General features: G+C 41.2%; 19 protein-coding genes, 1 pseudogene and 1 other annotated feature. Of the genes and pseudogenes, 19 read left to right on the top strand and 1 reads right to left on the bottom strand.

Annotation, left to right across the window (positions count from 1 at the left end):
- The first annotated feature begins 33 nt into the window (after nt 1-33).
- The 3 genes from BUB77_RS24990 to BUB77_RS24985 all read left to right on the top strand — a co-directional run bounded on the left by BUB77_RS24990 (nt 34) and on the right by BUB77_RS24985 (nt 3,284).
- On the top strand, nt 34-1,452 hold the full coding sequence (locus tag BUB77_RS24990; protein WP_073279902.1) for an NCS2 family permease: 1,419 nt from the start codon (nt 34-36) through the stop codon (nt 1,450-1,452).
- A gap of 153 nt (nt 1,453-1,605) precedes the next feature.
- A complete protein-coding gene (locus BUB77_RS30150; protein WP_170866745.1) occupies nt 1,606-1,773 on the top strand; it encodes a hypothetical protein in 168 nt (55 codons plus the stop codon).
- The gene (locus BUB77_RS24985; RefSeq protein ID WP_073279901.1) at nt 1,770-3,284 is read left to right on the top strand and encodes a recombinase family protein; all 1,515 of its coding nucleotides are present in this window, start codon (nt 1,770-1,772) and stop codon (nt 3,282-3,284) included. The genes BUB77_RS30150 and BUB77_RS24985 overlap by 4 nt, the downstream gene beginning before the upstream one ends.
- A 78-nt stretch (nt 3,285-3,362) precedes the next feature.
- Here the strand turns inward: BUB77_RS24985 and BUB77_RS24980 are convergent, their stop codons facing one another.
- A complete protein-coding gene (locus tag BUB77_RS24980) occupies nt 3,363-3,587 on the bottom strand; it encodes a helix-turn-helix domain-containing protein (protein ID WP_033164462.1) in 225 nt (74 codons plus the stop codon).
- A gap of 174 nt (nt 3,588-3,761) precedes the next feature.
- Between BUB77_RS24980 and BUB77_RS24975 the strand changes: the two are divergent.
- The 16 genes and pseudogenes from BUB77_RS24975 to rpoB all read left to right on the top strand — a co-directional run.
- Nucleotides 3,762-3,926, top strand: a pseudogene (locus BUB77_RS24975) (sporulation transcriptional regulator SpoIIID); the annotation flags it as partial.
- Nucleotides 3,927-4,330: 404 nt separating this feature from the next.
- The gene (locus tag BUB77_RS24970; RefSeq protein ID WP_073279899.1) at nt 4,331-6,322 is read left to right on the top strand and encodes an NAD(P)/FAD-dependent oxidoreductase; all 1,992 of its coding nucleotides are present in this window, start codon (nt 4,331-4,333) and stop codon (nt 6,320-6,322) included.
- Nucleotides 6,315-7,295 (top strand): polyprenyl synthetase family protein, encoded by a 981-nt coding sequence (locus BUB77_RS24965; RefSeq protein ID WP_073279898.1) that lies wholly within the window; start codon nt 6,315-6,317, stop codon nt 7,293-7,295. Before BUB77_RS24970 ends, BUB77_RS24965 begins: the two co-directional genes overlap by 8 nt.
- A gap of 14 nt (nt 7,296-7,309) precedes the next feature.
- Nucleotides 7,310-8,212, top strand: coding sequence for a UbiA family prenyltransferase (locus tag BUB77_RS24960; protein ID WP_073279897.1), 903 nt, complete (start codon nt 7,310-7,312; stop codon nt 8,210-8,212).
- 110 nt (nt 8,213-8,322) lie between these two features.
- The gene (locus tag BUB77_RS24955) at nt 8,323-9,336 is read left to right on the top strand and encodes a hypothetical protein (RefSeq protein WP_073279896.1); all 1,014 of its coding nucleotides are present in this window, start codon (nt 8,323-8,325) and stop codon (nt 9,334-9,336) included.
- Nucleotides 9,337-9,454: 118 nt separating this feature from the next.
- Nucleotides 9,455-10,501 (top strand): FAD:protein FMN transferase, encoded by a 1,047-nt coding sequence (locus BUB77_RS24950; protein ID WP_330392690.1) that lies wholly within the window; start codon nt 9,455-9,457, stop codon nt 10,499-10,501.
- A gap of 70 nt (nt 10,502-10,571) precedes the next feature.
- Nucleotides 10,572-11,087, top strand: coding sequence for a Gx transporter family protein (locus tag BUB77_RS24945; protein ID WP_073279894.1), 516 nt, complete (start codon nt 10,572-10,574; stop codon nt 11,085-11,087).
- Between the two features lie 87 nt (nt 11,088-11,174).
- Entirely contained in the window at nt 11,175-12,197 is a 1,023-nt protein-coding gene (locus BUB77_RS24940) for a LacI family DNA-binding transcriptional regulator (protein WP_073279893.1), read from the top strand.
- Nucleotides 12,198-12,276: 79 nt separating this feature from the next.
- Nucleotides 12,277-12,426, top strand: a complete 150-nt coding sequence (rpmG, locus tag BUB77_RS24935; protein WP_139241318.1) for a 50S ribosomal protein L33 — start codon at nt 12,277-12,279, stop codon at nt 12,424-12,426.
- Between the two features lie 75 nt (nt 12,427-12,501).
- The gene (gene secE / locus BUB77_RS24930) at nt 12,502-12,711 is read left to right on the top strand and encodes a preprotein translocase subunit SecE (protein WP_073279891.1); all 210 of its coding nucleotides are present in this window, start codon (nt 12,502-12,504) and stop codon (nt 12,709-12,711) included.
- A gap of 15 nt (nt 12,712-12,726) precedes the next feature.
- Nucleotides 12,727-13,242, top strand: a complete 516-nt coding sequence (gene nusG, locus BUB77_RS24925; RefSeq protein ID WP_073279890.1) for a transcription termination/antitermination protein NusG — start codon at nt 12,727-12,729, stop codon at nt 13,240-13,242.
- A 102-nt stretch (nt 13,243-13,344) separates the two neighbouring features.
- Entirely contained in the window at nt 13,345-13,770 is a 426-nt protein-coding gene (rplK, locus tag BUB77_RS24920) for a 50S ribosomal protein L11 (protein ID WP_073279889.1), read from the top strand.
- A gap of 115 nt (nt 13,771-13,885) precedes the next feature.
- On the top strand, nt 13,886-14,581 hold the full coding sequence (gene rplA / locus BUB77_RS24915) for a 50S ribosomal protein L1 (RefSeq protein WP_073279888.1): 696 nt from the start codon (nt 13,886-13,888) through the stop codon (nt 14,579-14,581).
- 108 nt (nt 14,582-14,689) lie between these two features.
- Nucleotides 14,690-14,889, top strand: a sequence feature (ribosomal protein L10 leader region).
- Between the two features lie 17 nt (nt 14,890-14,906).
- Nucleotides 14,907-15,401, top strand: coding sequence for a 50S ribosomal protein L10 (gene rplJ / locus BUB77_RS24910; RefSeq protein ID WP_073279887.1), 495 nt, complete (start codon nt 14,907-14,909; stop codon nt 15,399-15,401).
- A gap of 52 nt (nt 15,402-15,453) precedes the next feature.
- Nucleotides 15,454-15,822: a 50S ribosomal protein L7/L12 gene (gene rplL, locus BUB77_RS24905; RefSeq protein ID WP_073279886.1), complete on the top strand. Its 369-nt coding sequence runs from the start codon at nt 15,454-15,456 to the stop codon at nt 15,820-15,822.
- Between the two features lie 466 nt (nt 15,823-16,288).
- On the top strand, nt 16,289-20,119 hold the full coding sequence (gene rpoB, locus BUB77_RS24900; RefSeq protein ID WP_073279885.1) for a DNA-directed RNA polymerase subunit beta: 3,831 nt from the start codon (nt 16,289-16,291) through the stop codon (nt 20,117-20,119).
- Nucleotides 20,120-20,152 lie beyond the last annotated feature (33 nt).

Here is a 20,152-nt window from a genome sequence, read left to right as displayed (position 1 = left end):
CAGTTTTATAGTATACAAATAAAGGAGAAAGTTATGGAAAAGTTTTTTAAACTGAAAGAACAGGGCACCACGGTTTCTACGGAAATTGTAGCAGGTATTACGACTTTCTTTGCGATGGCATACATAATATTTGTAAACCCGCAGACTTTAAGCCAGGCAGGAATACCATTTGGGGCGGTATTTTTAGCAACGATCATTTCTTCCGTTGTTGGTACCCTGGTCATGGGACTGTTTGCCAATGTACCCTATGCACAGGCACCCGGTATGGGGTTAAATGCCTTCTTCACCTATACAGTTGTATTTGTTCTGGGATTTTCCTGGAAGGAAGCTCTGGCAATGGTATTTTTATGCGGACTCATTAATATTCTCATTACGGTCACAAAAGTACGTAAATTGATCATAAAGGCGATTCCTTCCGAGCTTCAAAGTGCAATCGGAGGCGGTATCGGTGTCTTTATTGCCTATATAGGAATTAAGAATGCAGGATTAATCCAATTCACCTTAGATAAAGGAAAGTATGCGGAGAAAGACGGCGGAACAATTATTGGGAGCAGCAGTGCGGTACCCGGACTGGTGAATTTTGATAACAAAGCCGTAATACTTGCCTTGATCGGTATCTTTATCCTGTTAATCTTATTGATTCTGAAAGTAAAAGGTGCCATCCTTATCGGCATAGCAGTTACAACGATTATCGGCATTCCTATGGGCGTTGTTGATGTATCCAACCTGCAAGGCTCCACAGGCTTAGGCGATTCCTTTAAAGATTTGGGCAAGGTATTTGGAGCGGCACTTGGCTCTGAAGGAATTGGCTCCCTCTTTAAGGATCTATCCAGACTCCCTCTTGTGCTGATGACAATCTTTGCCTTCAGCTTATCCGATACCTTTGATACCATCGGAACCTTTGTAGGAACCGGTAAGAGAAGCGGTATCTTTGATGCGGAGGATGAAAAAGCACTTCAGGAAGGAAATGGCTTTAAGTCCAAGATGGACAAGGCATTATTTGCGGATTCCATTGCAACCTCTATCGGAGCAATTTTTGGTACCTCCAATACCACGACCTATGTGGAGAGTGCAGCGGGAATCGGAGCCGGCGGACGTACAGGACTTACCAGTGTTGTTACGGCACTTTTATTCCTTTTAAGTATTTTCTTAGGACCGATCGTAAATATCGTTCCTGCCCAGGCTACTGCTCCTGCCCTGATTGCAGTCGGTATTATGATGATGTCCTCCTTCAAGGAAATTGACTGGTCTAATCTGGACGTTGCAATACCTGCTTTCTTTGCTTCCATTTTCATGGGATTCAGCTATAGCATTTCTTATGGTATCGCTGCCGGCTTTATCTTCTACTGCATCGTAAAGGTATGCCAGGGAAAAGCAAAAGAAGTTCATCCTATTATGTGGATAACCAGTGCCTTATTTATTTTGAACTTTATCGTACTGGCCAGACTTTAATAAACAATTCAGTATTTAAGAATATTAAAAAGAGGTTGTTGTAAAATGAGACGAATTACAGTCATTCATTTTGCGGCAGCCTCTTTTTTGGCAAATAAATCATATCATGCGGAGGGTTGTCATAAGATTAAATAAAAACAATTAGCCGGAAAAATGAAACAATTAAAACAAGACCAACAACTTTTAAATGAACAAAAGTTAAAGGTTAGCATACATAATCCCAACTCCTCTTCCTTAACTGCAAAGTATCTGGCGGAAATAATCCTGGAGGAGCTTAAAGGTGGGGAACGGTTACCCGGAGGGAAGGATGACGAAGCTTGAGGGCAGCAGCATACTGCAGAGTTTCTACTAAAAGGGAGGAGCAGCTTGACAGCCTGGAAAGCCAGGAAAAATTCTTCCTGGAATATGCCAAAAGAAATGAATATGAATTGGTTCATATTTATGCTGACGAAGGAAAAAGCGGCACTAAAATGAGGAACCGTACCCAGCTGTTAAATTTATTAAGGGATGCGGCAAGAGGGGACTTTGAGCTTGTCCTGATAAAAGATATTTCAAGGCTGGCAAGAAATACGGTGGATTTTCTTACCAGTATACGGAGGATGAAGGCATGGGGAATAAAAGTCATTTTTGTTAACTATGACCAGACTTCCTCCGAAAGCTCGGAATTTATGCTGACCATGTTAAGTGCCATTGCCCAGGAAGAAAGTGCTAATACTTCAAAGCGTGTAAAGTTTGGGAAAAAACAAAACGCTGCCCTTGGCAGAGTGCCAAATCTTGTATATGGCTATGATAAGATACCGGGAGAATATTTTGACTTAAGAATCAATGAACAGGAAGCAGAAACGGTAAAGAGAATATTCCAGTTATATATCAGAAAGCAAAAGGGTGCCTCCAAGATTGCGGAGATATTAAATAATGAGAGAATAAGGACCAAGAAGGGCTGTTCCTGGAATCAGACAAGTATATGCCGGATACTGGACAATGAAATATACATCGGAAAGGTTATTAACGGAAAAGAGGAAATCGAGGATTTCCTTACGGGGAAAAGAAAAAGGAACGGAGAAGAGTGCTGGTATATTACGGATAAGCCGGAGCTGAAAATTGTGGAGGAGGAAATTTTCAAAAAGGCCCAGGCTATTAAACAAAAACGGGGAAGAGAAAAAAAAGAGCCGGGAAAGAGGGAATCCTGCAAGCATCCTTTCAGTCAGTTGATCGTATGCGGTGAATGCAAGGGGTATTTTCGAAGGCTTACCAGAACCTATAAAAATACAATTCATACCTGGGTATGCGGTACAAGAAATAAAAATGGGGCTGCAAGCTGTAAAAACAGCACCACCATAAAGGAAGAGGTCCTTTTAAAGCTTCTCCATGGGTATTTTACAGAGCTGTTAAAGGAGCACCCTCCTGTTAGAGATGCCCTGCTAAAGGAAGGGGAGAACTGGGAATCAGAGGAATCCCTTTTACAGATACAGGAAACAAGAAGGGATATCAGTAAAAAAGAAAAAGAGAGAAGTAAATACATAGAGCTTTATACCTGCGAAGTAATAAGCCTTGAGGAGTTAAAGGCACATACACAAAGAACGGACGAGGAGCTCTTTAAGCTCAAGGAGCAGCTCTTTAAGCTTATGGAGCAGCTTAAGAAAAAGGAAGAAGCAGGTAATAGCTGCCAGGAGCTGACGGAAGATAAGGATGAGGATAAAAGGCTTGAGTCTTATATAACGCAAACCTTTTCCGATAATATGAATTTGAAACGGATACTGGAGAGGGTCGAAGCTGACAGCAAAGGAAATATCACGATCTATCTGAGAAATCTTGCACAAAAGCAGAAATAATGACAGGAATATTGTTACTTTACATAGGCTGCACATACCGGTAAACGCTATGCGCAGCTTTTGCTTGAATATCTGTATTTATTCTTTGTTCAAGAGCCATAATATACTGACATTTAAAGAATCGGCCAATGCTACCAGTTCGATATCCGTAACCGGCCTTTTATAGGACTCGATTTTAGATATGGAGGTGCTTTCCATATAAACACCCCTAATAGCTAATCTAGCAAGCAGATCAACTTGCGTAATCTTCGGGTTTTTTTTATATCTGGCTTCTCTGACCCGGTCTCCAATAAGATTTTTCATAGTTATCACTCCGTTTATTTTTAATTTGGCAACAACTTGATTATAAAAGATGTCGGTGATAATATCTTGCTCAAGAAGCAAATCATTCGACAAAATAAAATAAAATAAATCTCTCAATACTTGTTAATATAACCAAAAACACTGGTCTTAAACACAACGTTCCTTTGTGTTTTATCCGTACATAAAGATGTGACAGAACGTTTGGGGCAGATAAATCCTTCCCTGGCTAACAGGGCCAGAGTTGTGCTGGACTTAAATAAGTCTGAAAGGCATATAAGAGGCGGATTAGCCACAAAAGAAAAGTATTTACATAAAACCAAGTATAGTCAAGCATACTAAGGAATAATGTACGATGGAATAAAACATTATACCCAATGTATAAAAAGGCTCTTCTAATTATCAGAAGAGCCTTTCTATATGGATTTTTATGGTTCAAGTTTATGAAGGTAATTGATTTTTCAGATAGGTATGGTATAATTTAATTTAGTAAAATAAAATAGTTGATGAGACGGTTTGGCAGCATGTGAAAGAAAAGCACGTTTGCACCCTGTTTTATGGCGGTGCCGCATCTGCAGGCAGACATGGCATACTATGGAAGCTGGTGTATACAAGGTGGTGTTTTATGTAAAATAGCAGGCGCCTACTGAGAATCTTTATTAATGAATTAACAATCTCATAAACATAGTTGACGAATCAAGTTTTATTTGATACAATGCATCTGTAAATTAGCAAAGGAGAAGAAAATGGAGAAAAATATTGTTATCGTCGGTGCCGGATACTCAGGTATTCTGACGGCGAAAAAACTTGCAAAAAGATTCAAAAAAAATCCTGAAGTAACCATTACCATCATAGATAAGAACCCATTTCATACAATGCTTACGGAACTCCATGAAGTTGCGGCAAGCCGCGTAGATGAAGACAGTATCAAGATAAGCCTTAAGAAAGTTTTTGCCGGAAGAAAGGTAAAAGTTGTACTTGATACCGTGGCATCCATCGATTTTGAGGGTAAGAAAGTAGTAGGAAATATCGGCGAATATCAATATGATTTCTTAGTTCTGGCTGCAGGTTCCAAGCCAACCTATTATGGAGTACCGGGAGCTGAAGAATATTCCTATAAATTATGGTCTTTTGATGACGCGGTGAGGTTAAAAGACCGCATTCATAACGTTTTCAGGCAGGCTGCTTGTGAAACAAATATCGAGGAAAGAAAGAAGCTCTTAAGCTTCTATGTTGTAGGAGCAGGTTTCACCGGAGTTGAAATGGTGGGCGAACTGGCAGAATATGTTCCCATCCTTTGCGAAAAATATGATATAGACAGAAGAGAAGTAACTCTTTGTGACGTAGATGGTTTAAGTCGTGTAATTCCCAATCTGACGGAAAAGCTTTCTGCTAAAGTGGCAAGACGCCTTGATAAAATGGGCGTATCCCTGATTATGAATGCCACAGTTTCAGCAGTCGGAGAGGATTTTATAGAATTAAAGCAGGGTGATAAGGTCAATCACTATACAGCCGGAACTGTTATCTGGGCAGCTGGTATCCAAAGTGCCGACATAACCCAGGAAGCCGGCAAGAACCTGGAGCTGACCAGAGGAGCACGTGTTCAGGTGGATAGCTACCTGCGCTCCACAAAGAATGAGAAGGTCTACATTGCCGGCGACAATATGTATTATGTACCGGAGGGTGAAGAACGCCCTGTTCCCCAGATGGTTGAGAACTGCGAACAATGCGCGGACACCATTGCTCATAATATCGTCTGTGCCGTAACGGCTCAGGGTGAGATGGAGGCTTATAAGCCTGCCTTCCACGGTGTTATGGTCAGCATCGGGGGCAGATATGGTGTGGCACAGGTCGGAACGCCGAACCACATGTTCAGCCTGGCATCCTTCTTTGCCATGTTTACCAAGCATTTTATCAATATTGTTTATTTTATTCAGGTTCTTGGCTGGAATAAGATATTCAGCTATGTGAAGCATGAATTTTTCACTATAAGAAACTGCCGGAGCTTTGTGGGAGGACATTTTTCCAACAGGACCCCAAGCTTCCTTCTAGTTGCTTTAAGAGTATGGCTTGGAGCCGTGTGGGTTTATGAAGGTATCATGAAGATTGTTGAAGGCTGGTTTAGCGGTACGAAGCTTAATGACTTCTTCGGCGGAGCTAACAGCTGGTATGATGGTATTTTAAATGCCGCTACCACAGTGGCAACCAAAGCAGTAGAAACAGGGGCAGCCGATGCAACCTCATCTGCAACAGCAAGCGGCGGTGCCGATGGTGCCGTTCAGGCTGCAGGCCAGGTACTGATGAACTTTAATATTCTGGGACTGGTAAAAGTCGTTTTTGTAAGCGGCAAACAATTAGCGGAATCCACTATCAGCGATTTGGCTTTTAAATTGGATATCCCTCTTATGAACTGGTTTGTAAATCACTTGATCCTGCCTTACAATGGAATGCAGATGTTTATGCAGATATTTATCGTAGTGGTCGAAATTCTCATAGGACTTGCATTAATGGGAGGACTCCTTACAGGTCCGGCAGCTGCCGTATCCCTTGTGCTTCAATTTATGTTTGTCTGCACAACCGGTCTGTACTTAAATACTTTCTGGATGATATTCGCAGGAATTGCCATGTTAATCGGAGCAGGAAGAACCTTCGGAATAGATTACTATGCTATGCCGGGACTTAAAAAATGGTGGAAACGTTTACCCTTTGTAAGAAAGTTGTACATTTATAATGATTAATGAAAATACCAACAGTATAAATCCAACCGCCCTCCTGCCGGCTGATGAAGCTTTCGGCTTAGTCATAAAGGAAGTGGAAAATGCCATAGCAAAGGCACCGAGGGTGGTTCGCCAATATACAGCACATTTGCTCTCTTCCAGAGGCAAATATATTCGTGCAAGCTCTCTTATAACCTGCGGGCAGAATGAAGAAGGCCTTGTGCATCCTAATACGGTTAAGCTTGCAGCGGCAGTAGAAGTGCTTCACCTGGCTACCCTGGTGCATGATGATGTAATAGACGATGCGGATTTGCGCAGGGGAGAGATGACGCTGCAAAAAAAGTACGGTAAGAGGACTGCTGTAATATGCGGGGACTATCTATTATGTACATCCCTTGTTCTTGCAGCATCCATATCGGAAAAAGAGAAGTATCTTAATCTGACACTGCCTGATTATGCCGGTAAGATATGCGCCGGAGAGCTGGAACAGCACATTAATAATTTTAATCTGGACCTGTCCATATACCAGTACCTGAAGATTATTTCCGGAAAGACGGCCGCCTTATTTGAGGCATCCTTCTATGCAGGAGCTGTCCTGGCCGGATATGACAGGAAGGAATGTAATCGCTACAGGCGGCTGGGCTTTTATGTGGGCATGATATTCCAGCTTACGGATGACCTGATGGATTTCGAATCTACCAAGGAAATAAGCTTGAAACCGGTACAGTCCGATTATGAACAGGGAGTAATAACACTTCCCTTAATCCATACCTTAAAAAATATGGTGGATTTTAGGCAGAAGGCGGAAAAGAAGGATATCACCAGACAGGAAATAAACACTGCCGTCAAGCATTCCGGCGGACTTGTGTTTACAAAGCAGATTGTTGACAAATACTATAAAAAAGCAATAAAAGTTATCAATGAACTGTCCCTTGATTCCGTAAAAAAAGCAAAGCTTACCGAAGTTTTAAATAAAGCTTCCCGGTTAGGTTAAAGGAGCAAAAGGATATGATAAAGCGGTTTTTGGATTATGTAGAAATCCGGACTAAAATCACCAGTCTTTTTGCATTTGTAATGTCTCTCGGACTATTATTGTACAAAGATCAGACAATGAACTTAGGAAATACACTGGTGTTCTTTTGTTCCATGTTTCTGATAGATTTAGCTACCACTGCTATTAATAATTATATTGACACCAAGGATGGTAATCTGGCATTGCCTTTTAACAGAAAAACAGCATTGTTTATTATATATGCGCTGTTATTTGTCGGAGGAAGTTTGGGAATTATTCTGGCTTACCGGACGGATTTGGTTGTTTTATTTGTGGGAGGGCTTTGCTTTTTGTGTGGTGTTTTTTATACTTACGGTCCCATACCGATATCAAGGCAGCCCCTGGGAGAAGTTCTTTCCGGTGTATTTTATGGTTTGTTTATTCCGTTTTTGATGTTTTATATCAATACTCCGGCAGGAACTTTTTTAGAATACCGCCTAAGCTTTGAAGAAATTGATTTAAAGTTAAAAATTGTACCTATAATTGCCCTCTTATTATTTGCTGCTGTACCTTTTTGCTGTACGGCAAATATTATGCTGGCTAACAATATGTGTGATGTAGAAAAGGATATTAAGGTGAAAAGGCATACCCTGCCTTACTATATCGGTAAAAACTCCATCCGTTTATTTGCCGGTCTTTATTATAGCTGCTATGCAGCCATCCTTTTAATGTGTATTGTTAAAATATTATCACCTTTATGCTTGCTGGCTTTACTGACAATATATCCGGTAGAGAAAAATATCCGGTTGTTCAGGAAGAAGCAGGTAAAGAGCGAAACCTTTGTTGTTTCCATTAAAAATTACATCACAATTATGGGTAGTGTAACCTTGCTTTTGTTTATAAGTATTCTTATGAAATAAACAGGAGCTTCCCTGCTGGAATTTTCCAGGTACTATATTTATTTTTAACGTTTATTTTTATCAGTAAATGCTGATATTAAAATAAAAATAACCATATGGAGGATAAAATTATGAAAAAAGGATTAGCACTTGTATTAAGTTTAATTCTGGTGTTTACCACCTTTACAGCTTGCGGTAAGAGCGGCGGTTCCAAAGGCGAAGCAATCAAGACCGGTCTTGGTGTAGTAACATCCGCAGCAAGCTCAAAAAATGTTGCAGATGCTGACGGTGTTGCAGAGACAGATTCTTATGTAGCTGCCGTAACCGTAGGTTCTGATGGAAAGATTATTGACTGCAAGCTTGATGCAGCTCAGACACAGATTAACTTTTCAAAAGAAGGAAAGCTTACAACTGACTTAACTGCTGCACTTCAGACAAAGCAGGAACGTGGCGCAAATTATGGAATGAAGGACCAGTCAGGCATCAAGAAGGAATGGAATGAGCAGGCAGATGCTTTTGCAAAATATTGCATTGGCAAGACATTAGACCAGGTAAAAGGCATTGCCGTATCAAAAGAAGGTACAGCTGGAGATGCTGACCTTGCTTCTTCCGTAACAATACACATTGGCGATTTTATTTCTGTTGTATCCAAAGCTGTAGAAAATGCACAGGATCTGGGTGCAAAATCCGGAGACAAATTAGGCCTTGGAATCAACACAACTATTGATAAGTCCACAGATGCAGCCGCTGATACAGATGGTCTGGCAGAAGCTTATTCCTACTATACAGCTGTAACGGTTGATTCTTCCAAGAAGATTACAAGCTGCGCTATTGATGCATCCATTTCTGATATCAAATTCAATGCACAGGGTACTATTACTACCGATATCACAGCACCAGTTCAGTCAAAGCAGGAATTAAAAGATGCTTATGGCATGAAAACAAAGTCCAATATTGGCAAAGAATGGTATGAGGAAGCAAATTCCTTTGCTAAATATGTAACAGGTAAGACACTTGACCAGGTTAAGGGAATTGCTGTAAACGATCAGGGAACACCTTCTGATTCCGATCTTGCAAGCTCCGTAACAATTCATATTGCACCTTTTACCGGTGTAATCGATAAAGCTGTAACTAACGCAAAATAATTTGGTAAAACGGCTTAACTTTTAAGGGAGGTAGTTTCACTACCTCCCTATTTTAAAAGAGAACATATGGAATAGAACGTATTTTACAAAAGGCAAGTTCTATAGAATGGAGATTAACGTGGGAAAGCGGCTTATAGCTATGGTATTGGTACTTATTAATGTAATTTCTCTCACCTCCTGCGGTATTACAAAGACAAAAAGATATGAAGCAGAGTTTCTGGTTTTATTTGATACGGTAACAAAAATCGTCGGATATGCCGACAGCAAAGAAGAATTCGATAAAAATGCCCATATGATTTATGATGAGCTTAAAATATATCATGAGCTATACGACATATACAATGATTACGATGGAATTAATAACATAAAGACAATAAATGAAAATGCCGGTATCAAGCCGGTAAAGGTGGATAAAAAATTAATCGATATGCTTTTATATGCGAAGGAAGCCTATAAGGAAACTGACGGCAAATTGAACATAGCATTGGGGGCAGTTTTACAGGTATGGCATCAATACAGGGAAGAAGGTATCAATAATCCTGATAATGCGAAAGTACCCCCTATGAAGCTTTTAAAAGAAAAAAACAAACATACCGATATAAACAATCTTATAATCAATGAAAAAGATTCTACGGTTTTTCTCAAAGACCCGGAGATGTCCCTTGATGTGGGCGGAGTAGGCAAGGGCTATGCTACGGAGCAGGTATGCCAGTATGCCCAGGCACATGGCTTTGTCAACGGGATGGTCAGTGTCGGCGGAAACGTCCGTGTAATCGGAAGCAGGGACGGCAAAGGAGAACCCTGGCATGTAGGGATACAAAATCCCGACCTGACCAGTGAAAAAACAAATCTCAAGATTCTTAATTTAACGGATGCCTCTTTGGTTTCCAGCGGTGACTATGAACGATATTATATGGTAGACGGTGTAAAGTATCATCATATCATCGACCCTGTAACTTTAATGCCTTCCACTTATTTCACGGCTGTTACAATTGTATGCAAGGACTCCGGTATGGCAGATGCCTATACGAAGGCTATTTATAATATGCCCTACGAAGACGGACTTCAATTTGTGGAAAAGCATCCGGAAATAGAGGCGCTTTGGGTATTTAAAAACGGCGATTTAAAATATAGCCCCGGTTTTGAAAAATATATCAGGGAATAGTCAAGCTGAATAAAAACGCCATCTATTCCAGTCTGATATTCAGCTTTTATAGCTTAGAAAGGGTACCAAAATGAAGAAATCCACGGCAGGCCAGGTAGCGTATTATGGAATATTTGTCGCACTTGCGTTTGTGTTTAGTTTTGTCGAGGTGCTGATTCCCATTTCGTTAGGAATTCCGGGAATTAAGCTTGGACTTGCTAATATTGTTGTACTTACGGCACTCTATGCCCTGGGGCCAAAAGAGGCCTTCTTTATATCCTGTGTAAGGATAGTGCTGGTGGGATTTACCTTTGGAAATATGGCAAGCCTGCTGTACAGTCTGGCAGGAGGGCTCTTAAGCTGGCTGGTAATGTGCCTGCTGAAGAAAATAAAAGGCTTCAGCATGATAGGAGTCAGTCTTGCAGGGGGAATATCCCACAACATAGGGCAGATATTTGTGGCAGCCCTTATGCTGAAAACCACCAGTGTGATCTATTATCTTCCGGTTCTTCTGATTGCGGGCACCATAACAGGAATCTTAATAGGAATCCTGGGCGGAATGCTCCTTAAGGTGCAGCTGAGGCTGAAAGACAGTATGCGGTATTAATCAATTTTAGCTGCAGCTTTTTATTTGGCAGTATAAAAGCAGGCTTATATTACGTGTGTATTAATATGGAAGGCGGTGACAGGAAACATGGCTACCATTAAAGATATTGCGAAAAAATGCAGGGTATCAACATCCACAGTCAGTAAGGCACTAAATGGATACAGGGATATTGGCGCAGAGAAACGGGAAGAGATAAAAAAAGCTGCCGTTGAGCTGGGATATCTGCCCCCTGACGGAAGAAGGGCAATAAAATCAAAGAAGACCTATAACATAGGTGTCCTGTTCTCGACTTTGTTTGATTACGGGCTGAGGAATGAATATTTTGCCCATATCCTGGCATCCTTTAAAGAAAAAGCTGCCTTAAAGGGATATGATATAACTTTTATAGAGCACAACATGGGAAAGCGCAGAATGAGCTATCTGGAACATTGCAGATACCGGAATTTTGACGGCGTTTTCATCGTGTGCGCCGATTTTGCCCAGACTCAGGTCATAGAACTGGTAAACAGCCCCTATCCTGTAGTGACCGTAGACCAGGTATCCAATGAGGCGATTTCCATCCTGTCCGACAACTATGATGGGATGAAGCAGCTGACCCAGTATATTATTGACTGCGGGCACAAAAGAATTGCCTACATTCATGGAAATATATCCTCAGTAACCCACAACCGGCTGGTAGGCTTTCATAACGCCATGAAAGAAAATGGGCTTACCATACCGGAGGAATATCTGGTAGAAGGCATCTACCGAAATTCGGAAGCCTGCGAAGAGCTGGCAAAGGACCTTTTGAAGCTTCCGGTTCCGCCTACCTGCATCATTGCACCGGATGACTATGCCGCCCTTGGGGTAATGAACGGTATCAGAAAACTGGGCTTTAAGGTACCGGAGGATATATCGGTAGCCGGATATGACGGAATCTCTGTCTCACAGGCAATTGAGCCAAGACTTACAACGGTGAAACAGGATACCGACAAGATAGGAAGCGAAGCGGCAAAACAACTGGTCAGTCTGATTGAGAGCCCAATGACGACTTCCCTGGATTCCGTATGCCTTGGAGTGGAATTAATAGAGGGCGGAACAGTGAAAAAAATTATTGACTGGAAAGCGTAAGTATGTTATATTAGATTGGCGATGGAAGAGGTCTTTTTTTTATGCCTAAAATTTTAAAATTCAAGCGGAGGTGGAAGCTGTGCGCGTAAAGATCACATTGGCATGTACGGAGTGCAAACAACGTAATTATAATACGACAAAAGAAAAAAAAGCACATCCAGACAGAATGGAAACAAAGAAGTACTGCAAGTTTTGCAAAACACACACATTACACAAAGAAACAAAATAACGGTATCTTAATTTCTAATTCGGTCAGCTTAAAATTTATTTTAAGGACAGACTGATAGGAAAGGAAAGTGAGAATATGGGAGAGAACTTAACTGTAACAGAAAAGGCTCCAAAGAAAAGCAGGTTTAAAGGACTGAAAGCTGAATTCTCAAAAATAGCCTGGCCTGACAGGGATACCCTTATAAAGCAGTCATCAGCAGTGCTGGTAGCATCAGTAGCACTGGGGGTAATAATATCTGTAATAGATTTAATCATAAAATTCGGTCTCGGTTTTATAATTAAATAGAATAAGGATGGTCATATGTCAAAGACGAATTGGTACGTTGTTCATACCTACTCAGGATATGAGAATAAGGTGAAAGCCAACATTGAGAAAACAATTGAAAACAGAAAACTTCAAGATCAGATCTTAGAGGTATCCGTTCCCTTACAAGATGTTATCGAAGTAAAGAACGGTGTTAAGAAAAAAGTTCAGAAGAAGATGTTCCCTGGATATGTTTTGCTTAACATGGAAATGAACGACGATACCTGGTACGTTGTTCGTAATACACGAGGCGTTACCGGATTTGTCGGTCCTGGCTCCAAACCGGTTCCCTTAACGGACATAGAAATGAAAGCTATGGGAATCAAAAAAGACGACGTTGTTGTTGATTTTGAAATCGGCGATATGGTGGAGGTTGTTTCCGGTGTGTGGGAAAATACAACAGGCATCATCAAGCAGATTAATACTCACAAACAGATTGTCACAATCAGTGTCGATATGTTTGGACGTGAAACTCCTGTCGAAATAAGTTTCACGGATATCAGAAAATTGTAAACAAAGAACATCCGGTACTCATAAAAACTTCTGTTGCACGAAAAGAACCGGATGGTGGGAGGGCAATCCCGATAAAACCACAAATTCAGGAGGTATGCTATAATGGCAAAGAAAGTTACAGGTTATATTAAATTACAAATTCCCGCTGCAAAGGCAACACCTGCACCGCCTGTTGGACCTGCTTTAGGTCAGCATGGTGTTAACATTGTGCAGTTCACAAAGGAATTCAATGCAAGAACAGCAGATCAGGAAGGAATGATCATTCCTGTTGTTATCACTGTATATGCGGACAGAAGCTTTAGCTTCATCACAAAGACTCCTCCGGCTGCTATTCTTTTAAAGAAAGCTTGCAATTTAAAATCCGGCTCTGCAGTTCCTAACAAGACCAAGGTTGCAACCATAACCAAAGACGAAGTAAGAAAGATTGCGGAATTAAAAATGCCAGACTTAAATGCTGCAAATATCGACTCTGCTATCAGCATGATATCCGGTACTGCAAGAAGTATGGGAATTACTGTAGTTGACTAATTTATAAAAAAAATGTGGGAGGGTAATGGAAGCCTTTGGCATTCCATGAAAAGGAATCCATCGTTTTGGATAATGGTTCTTTAAGCTCCCGATAATACCACTAGGAGGTAATGTAATGAAAAGAGGAAAGAAATACGCAGAAGCTGCAAAGCTTATCGACAGGGCTGTTTTTTATGATGCAGATGCTGCTATCGGCTTAGTTAAGAAAACTGCTGTTGCTAAATTCAATGAAACAATAGAGGCTCATATCAGACTTGGTGTTGACGGACGTCACGCTGACCAGCAGGTACGTGGTGCGGTAGTACTTCCCCACGGAACCGGTAAAACAGTTAAAGTATTAGTATTTGCAAAGGGTGATAAGCTTTCTGAAGCAGAAGCAGCCGGCGCAGATCATGTAGGCGGAGAAGAATTAGTGCCTAAGATCCAGAATGAAGGCTGGGTTGACTTTGACGTTGTTGTTGCTACTCCTGATATGATGGGTGTTGTAGGACGTTTAGGACGTGTACTCGGACCGAAGGGCTTAATGCCTAACCCCAAAGCCGGAACTGTTACCATGGATGTAGCAAAGGCTGTTAAGGATATCAAAGCAGGTAAGATCGAATACAGATTGGATAAAACAAATATCATTCACGTGCCGTTGGGAAAAGCTTCATTTAGCGAAGATCAATTAGCGGACAACTTCCAGACGCTTATTGGTGCAATCAATAAAGCAAAACCCTCTGCTGCAAAAGGACAGTATTTAAAGAGTGTTACACTTTCTTCCACAATGGGACCTGGTGTTAAATTAAATACTGCAAAGCTCACTCAGTAATCTTTTTGCAAAGATTTTGATTTGTGATTGACACCATAATAGATTAATGTTATAATGTCAAAGTTAGTGGAAATTGCTTATAAATTTCTGCTTGCGGAAATTGTTTACCAAGTTCCGCATTATCTGCCGAAGACAGTAGGTGCCGTAAGGCATAAGTTGATAACGCCTACCGAGGGTATGAGTTTATAAAAATTAACTCAATGAGTTTTAATAATTAACTCAATGAGTTGGTATAACAAAACTCAGATTCATAAAGAAATTTATTGAATCCCTTGCTGTCTCGCAGTAAGGGATTTTTTTAAAATCTATAAGGAGGTGTACCAGAATGGCAAAAGTAGAATTAAAACAACCTATTATTGATGAAATTAAAAGTCATGTTGATCAGGCTAAGGCAATCGTTGCTGTTGATTACCGTGGTCTTACGGTAGAAGAAGATACCAAGCTTCGTAAACAGTTAAGAGAAGCCGGCGTTGTATATAAAGTATACAAGAATACTTTGTTAAAACGTGCATTTGAAGGAACTGTATATGAGAGCCTTGCAAAACACTTGGAAGGACCTACAGCAGTAGCTTTCGGAATTGAAGATGCAACTGCTCCTGCAAGAATCATCAATGAAGTAATCAAGACTTCTCCTAAATTGGAATTCAAGGCCGGTGTTGTAGAAGGAACCTATTACGATGAAAAAGGTATTCAGATCATCGCAACAATCCCTTCCAGAGAAGTACTTGTTTCCAAATTACTTGGAAGCTTACAGTCACCTATTACCAACTTTGCACGTGTTCTTAAGCAGATTGCTGAGAAACAGTCAGAAGTGGCATAAGGAAGAAAACTTTTATTCGGTACAAATAAATTATTAATTGGAGGTATTTCAAATGACAACTCAAGAGTTTATCGAAGCTATTAAGAGCTTAACAGTATTAGAATTAAATGATTTAGTAAAAGCATGTGAAGAAGAATTCGGTGTATCCGCAGCAGCTGGTGTTGTAGTTGCAGGACCTGCAGCTGGTGGAGCAGGAGACGCTGAAGAGAAGACAGAATTTGATGTAGAGTTAACAGAATGTGGTCCTAACAAAGTTAAGGTTATCAAAGTTGTTCGTGAAATCACTGGCTTAGGCTTAAAAGAAGCAAAAGACCTTGTAGATGGCGCTCCTAAGACATTAAAAGAAGCTGCATCCAAGGACGAAGCAGCTGATATCAAGACTAAACTTGAAGCAGAAGGCGCTAAGGTTACAATCAAATAATTTAACTTTACAAGCAAAGGTCTGTCCTGAAGATAACTGGGACAGACCTTTTTTGTGCGGAGGAAAGAATAGAACTCTGAAATTTTAATAAATATCCATGGTTTATTAAAATGAGCGGATGCGGCAAGGCAGTTAAAATGACGGGAATAATGAGAAAATAAGCAGATTCAAAGGTACTCCTGTACTTATGAAAAGAAATAAGGGGGGTCCGGTATAGATTGTCTTATTTTGGGAATAAGTTATAGATAGGGAATTCTTCGGCTTAGGAAGAGAAAAAGGTGAAAAAAGGACAAAAACATATTGACAACTTGACATTCCTGTGATAGTATGAAAGATGCACTATTGTGCGGAGATATGCCTACAATATCTATTATAGCACATATCCGTGCAAATGAAAAGTAGTTTAAACAAATTATTCTAGAATGTTTCTGGAAATAAAAATAAAATTCAAGGGGTGAAAACGTCAATGGATAAAAACAGGATACGTCCAATCAAAGTTGGAAACGGCGTAAGAATGAGCTATTCCAGACAGAAAGAAGTTCTGGAAATGCCTAATCTGATTGAAGTTCAAAAAGATTCCTATCAGTGGTTTTTAGACGAAGGACTGAAGGAAGTTTTTGATGATATCTCTCCAATCGAAGATTACAGCGGGCATTTGAGCTTGGAATTTGTAGATTTTGCGCTGTGCGAAGATGATGTAAAATATTCAATTGAAGAGTGCAAGGAAAGAGATGCTACCTTTGCAGCTCCTTTAAAAGTCAAAGTCAGACTTCACAACAAAGAGAACGATGAAATCAATGAACACGATATTTTTATGGGTGACTTGCCATTAATGACGGAAACCGGAACCTTCGTGATAAACGGAGCAGAAAGAGTTATCGTTAGCCAGTTGGTACGTTCACCCGGAATTTACTATTCCATCGGACATGACAAAATCGGTAAGAAGCTGTTTTCTTCCACTGTTATTCCTAACAGAGGAGCATGGCTGGAATATGAAACCGATTCAAACGATGTATTTTATGTTCGTGTGGACCGTAACAGAAAAGTACCCATTACAGTATTGATCCGTGCACTTGGCATTGGCAGCAATATCGAAATCCAGGAGCTTTTCGGAGAAGAACCAAAAATTTTAGCAAGTATAACAAAGGATCCTTCCGATAATTATCAGGACGGTTTACTTGAGTTGTATAAAAAACTGCGTCCCGGTGAACCCCTTTCCGTGGAAAGTGCGGAATCCTTAATTAACAGTATGTTTTTTGATCCCAGAAGGTATGACCTTGCAAAGGTGGGAAGATTCAAGTTCAATAAAAAGCTTTCTTTAAAGAACAGGGTTTTAGGCTGCACCCTGGCAGAAGATGTTGTAAATAAGGAAACCGGTGAGATTATGGCAGAAGCCAGTACCGTTATTACAGAAGCTCTTGCTATAGAGATACAGAATGCCGCTGTCCGTTCTATAATGGTACAAGCGGAGGAAAGAAATGTTAAGGTCCTTTCCAGCTTAATGGTTGACTTAAACTATTACCTGGATGTGGATAAGAAAGAACTGGGAGTAACAGAAGAAGTTTACTATCCTGTTTTAAAGAGTATTTTAGAGGAATTTAAAGATATCGAGGATATTAAAACTGCTATTAAGAGAAATATCAACGAATTGATTCCCAAACATATAACAAAAGATGATATCATCGCTTCCATAAATTATAACATCCATCTGGAATACGGTATCGGCGGTTCTGACGATATCGACCATTTAGGAAACAGAAGAATCCGTGCGGTAGGTGAATTGCTGCAGAACCAGTACCGTATCGGTCTGTCCAGAATGGAACGTGTGGTAAGGGAAAGAATGACAACTCAGGATTTAGAGGGTGTAAGCCCCCAGTCCTTAATCAATATCAAGCCCGTAACAGCAGCTGTGAAGGAATTCTTCGGAAGCTCCCAGTTGTCACAGTTCATGGATCAGCATAACCCTCTGGGCGAGCTGACACACAAAAGGCGTCTGTCCGCCCTGGGACCTGGCGGTTTATCCCGTGATCGTGCCGGTTTCGAGGTTCGTGACGTACATTACTCCCATTACGGCAGAATGTGCCCTGTAGAAACTCCCGAAGGTCCTAACATCGGTCTTATCAACTCCCTGGCTTCTTATGCAAGGATTAATGAGTATGGTTTTATTGAGGCGCCTTACCGTAAAGTGGATAAGACAGACCCTAAGAACCCCAGAGTTACCGATGAGGTTGTTTATCTCACTGCAGATGAAGAAGATAAATATGTAGTGGCCCAGGCAAATGAGCCTTTGGATGAAAACGGATATTTTACCGACAGTAATATATCAGGCCGCTTCAGGGAGGATACTCTTGAGTATCCCAAGTCCAGGATTGATTTAATGGACGTATCACCTAAGATGGTATTCTCTGTGGCTACTGCAATGATTCCTTTCCTTGAAAATGATGATGCTAACCGTGCCCTCATGGGTTCCAACATGCAGCGCCAGGCGGTTCCTCTGTTAATTACGGAAGCTCCCGTCGTTGGTACCGGTATTGAATTAAAGGCGGCCGTTGACTCCGGTGTCTGCCTGGTATCCGAGAAGGCTGGTGTGGTTGAAAAATCCACCTCCAAGGAAATCATTATAAAAAATGATGACGGTACCAAGAGTACTTATAAATTATTGAAATTCGCAAGAAGCAACCAGGGTACCTGTATTAATCAGAGACCTATCGTTGTAAAGGGTGATAAGATTGAAGCCGGTCAGGTTATAGCTGACGGTCCTTCCACCTCTCAGGGCGAATTGGCTTTAGGCAAGAATCCTCTTATCGGATTTATGACCTGGGAAGGTTATAATTACGAGGATGCGGTTCTTTTAAGTGAAAGACTGGTTCAGGAGGATGTTTATACCTCCGTTCATATTGAGGAATATGAAGCAGAATCCAGAGATACCAAATTAGGACCGGAAGAAATCACAAGGGACGTTCCCGGTGTTGGTGATGATGCTCTGAAGGATCTGGATGAACGCGGTATCATAAGAATTGGTGCGGAAGTACGTGCCGGAGATATTCTGGTAGGTAAGGTAACTCCCAAGGGAGAAACGGAGCTTACGGCAGAAGAGAGACTTCTTCGTGCTATCTTTGGTGAGAAGGCAAGAGAAGTCAGAGATACCTCCCTTCGTGTACCTCACGGCGAGTACGGAATTATCGTAGACGCGAAAGTATTTACAAGAGAAAACGGTGATGAACTCTCTCCCGGAGTTAATCAGACTGTCAGAGTATATATTGCCCAGAAAAGAAAGATTCAGGTTGGAGATAAGATGGCCGGACGTCACGGTAACAAGGGTGTTGTATCCCGTGTGTTACCTGTAGAAGATATGCCTTTCCTGCCAAACGGAAGACCTCTTGATATCGTGCTTAACCCTCTGGGTGTGCCTTCCCGTATGAATATCGGCCAGGTACTTGAAATCCATTTAAGCCTTGCAGCCAAGGTACTTGGCTTTAAGGTTGCGACACCTGTATTTGATGGTGCCAATGAGTTTGATATTATGGATACTCTGGAGCTTGCCAATGACTATGTCAATACGGATTGGGATGAATTCAACAGCAAATATAAGGACATTCTTGACCCTGAGGTGATGGATTATCTGGATGGTAATAAAGCATACAGAGACGAATGGAAGGGTGTTCCTATTAACAGGGATGGTAAAGTAAAACTTCGTGACGGCAGAACCGGTGAATTTTTTGATGGATCCGTTACCGTTGGATTCATGCATTACTTAAAGCTTCACCACCTGGTAGACGATAAGATCCATGCCCGTTCAACAGGACCATACTCCCTGGTAACCCAGCAGCCTCTAGGCGGTAAAGCCCAGTTCGGCGGACAGAGATTCGGTGAAATGGAGGTTTGGGCACTGGAAGCTTACGGTGCTGCTTATACCCTTCAGGAAATCCTTACTGTAAAATCCGATGATGTTACCGGCCGTGTAAAGACCTATGAAGCTATCATTAAGGGCGAAAATATTTCCGACCCCGGAATACCGGAATCCTTTAAGGTACTTTTAAAAGAACTTCAGTCACTGGCACTGGATGTTATCGTGCTGGATGAAAATGGCCAGGAAGTCAAGATGACAGAGAATATCGATTACGGCGATGGTGATCTGACACCGCTTATTGAGGGTGACAATAACTTCCATTATGACGAAGATTATACTGAAGCCGGATACCGTGAGACAACTGCTGAGGAAGAAGACAGCTTCTTTGACCCGTTTGATGAAACGGTAGAAATCAGCGATATAGAAGAGGAAGAGTTCGAAGAATAGTCTGCTGCAATAAGAACGGACCTGAAAGTCCGT

The organism is Anaerocolumna jejuensis DSM 15929, assembly GCF_900142215.1.
Lineage (GTDB): Bacteria > Bacillota > Clostridia > Lachnospirales > Lachnospiraceae > Anaerocolumna > Anaerocolumna jejuensis.
Note: the sequence above shows the minus strand (reverse complement) of the source record. Positions and strands in the feature narration are given on the sequence as shown.

Coding starts and splice junctions, on each gene's coding strand:
- BUB77_RS24990 (WP_073279902.1), top strand. CDS start 34: ATGGAAAAGTTTTTTAAACTGAAAGAACAGGGCACCACGGTTTCTACG.
- BUB77_RS30150 (WP_170866745.1), top strand. CDS start 1,606: ATGAAACAATTAAAACAAGACCAACAACTTTTAAATGAACAAAAGTTA.
- BUB77_RS24980 (WP_033164462.1), bottom strand. CDS start 3,587: ATGAAAAATCTTATTGGAGACCGGGTCAGAGAAGCCAGATATAAAAAA.
- BUB77_RS24970 (WP_073279899.1), top strand. CDS start 4,331: ATGGAGAAAAATATTGTTATCGTCGGTGCCGGATACTCAGGTATTCTG.
- BUB77_RS24965 (WP_073279898.1), top strand. CDS start 6,315: ATGATTAATGAAAATACCAACAGTATAAATCCAACCGCCCTCCTGCCG.
- BUB77_RS24960 (WP_073279897.1), top strand. CDS start 7,310: ATGATAAAGCGGTTTTTGGATTATGTAGAAATCCGGACTAAAATCACC.
- BUB77_RS24955 (WP_073279896.1), top strand. CDS start 8,323: ATGAAAAAAGGATTAGCACTTGTATTAAGTTTAATTCTGGTGTTTACC.
- BUB77_RS24945 (WP_073279894.1), top strand. CDS start 10,572: ATGAAGAAATCCACGGCAGGCCAGGTAGCGTATTATGGAATATTTGTC.
- BUB77_RS24940 (WP_073279893.1), top strand. CDS start 11,175: ATGGCTACCATTAAAGATATTGCGAAAAAATGCAGGGTATCAACATCC.
- secE (WP_073279891.1), top strand. CDS start 12,502: ATGGGAGAGAACTTAACTGTAACAGAAAAGGCTCCAAAGAAAAGCAGG.
- nusG (WP_073279890.1), top strand. CDS start 12,727: ATGTCAAAGACGAATTGGTACGTTGTTCATACCTACTCAGGATATGAG.
- rplK (WP_073279889.1), top strand. CDS start 13,345: ATGGCAAAGAAAGTTACAGGTTATATTAAATTACAAATTCCCGCTGCA.
- rplA (WP_073279888.1), top strand. CDS start 13,886: ATGAAAAGAGGAAAGAAATACGCAGAAGCTGCAAAGCTTATCGACAGG.
- rplJ (WP_073279887.1), top strand. CDS start 14,907: ATGGCAAAAGTAGAATTAAAACAACCTATTATTGATGAAATTAAAAGT.
- rplL (WP_073279886.1), top strand. CDS start 15,454: ATGACAACTCAAGAGTTTATCGAAGCTATTAAGAGCTTAACAGTATTA.
- rpoB (WP_073279885.1), top strand. CDS start 16,289: ATGGATAAAAACAGGATACGTCCAATCAAAGTTGGAAACGGCGTAAGA.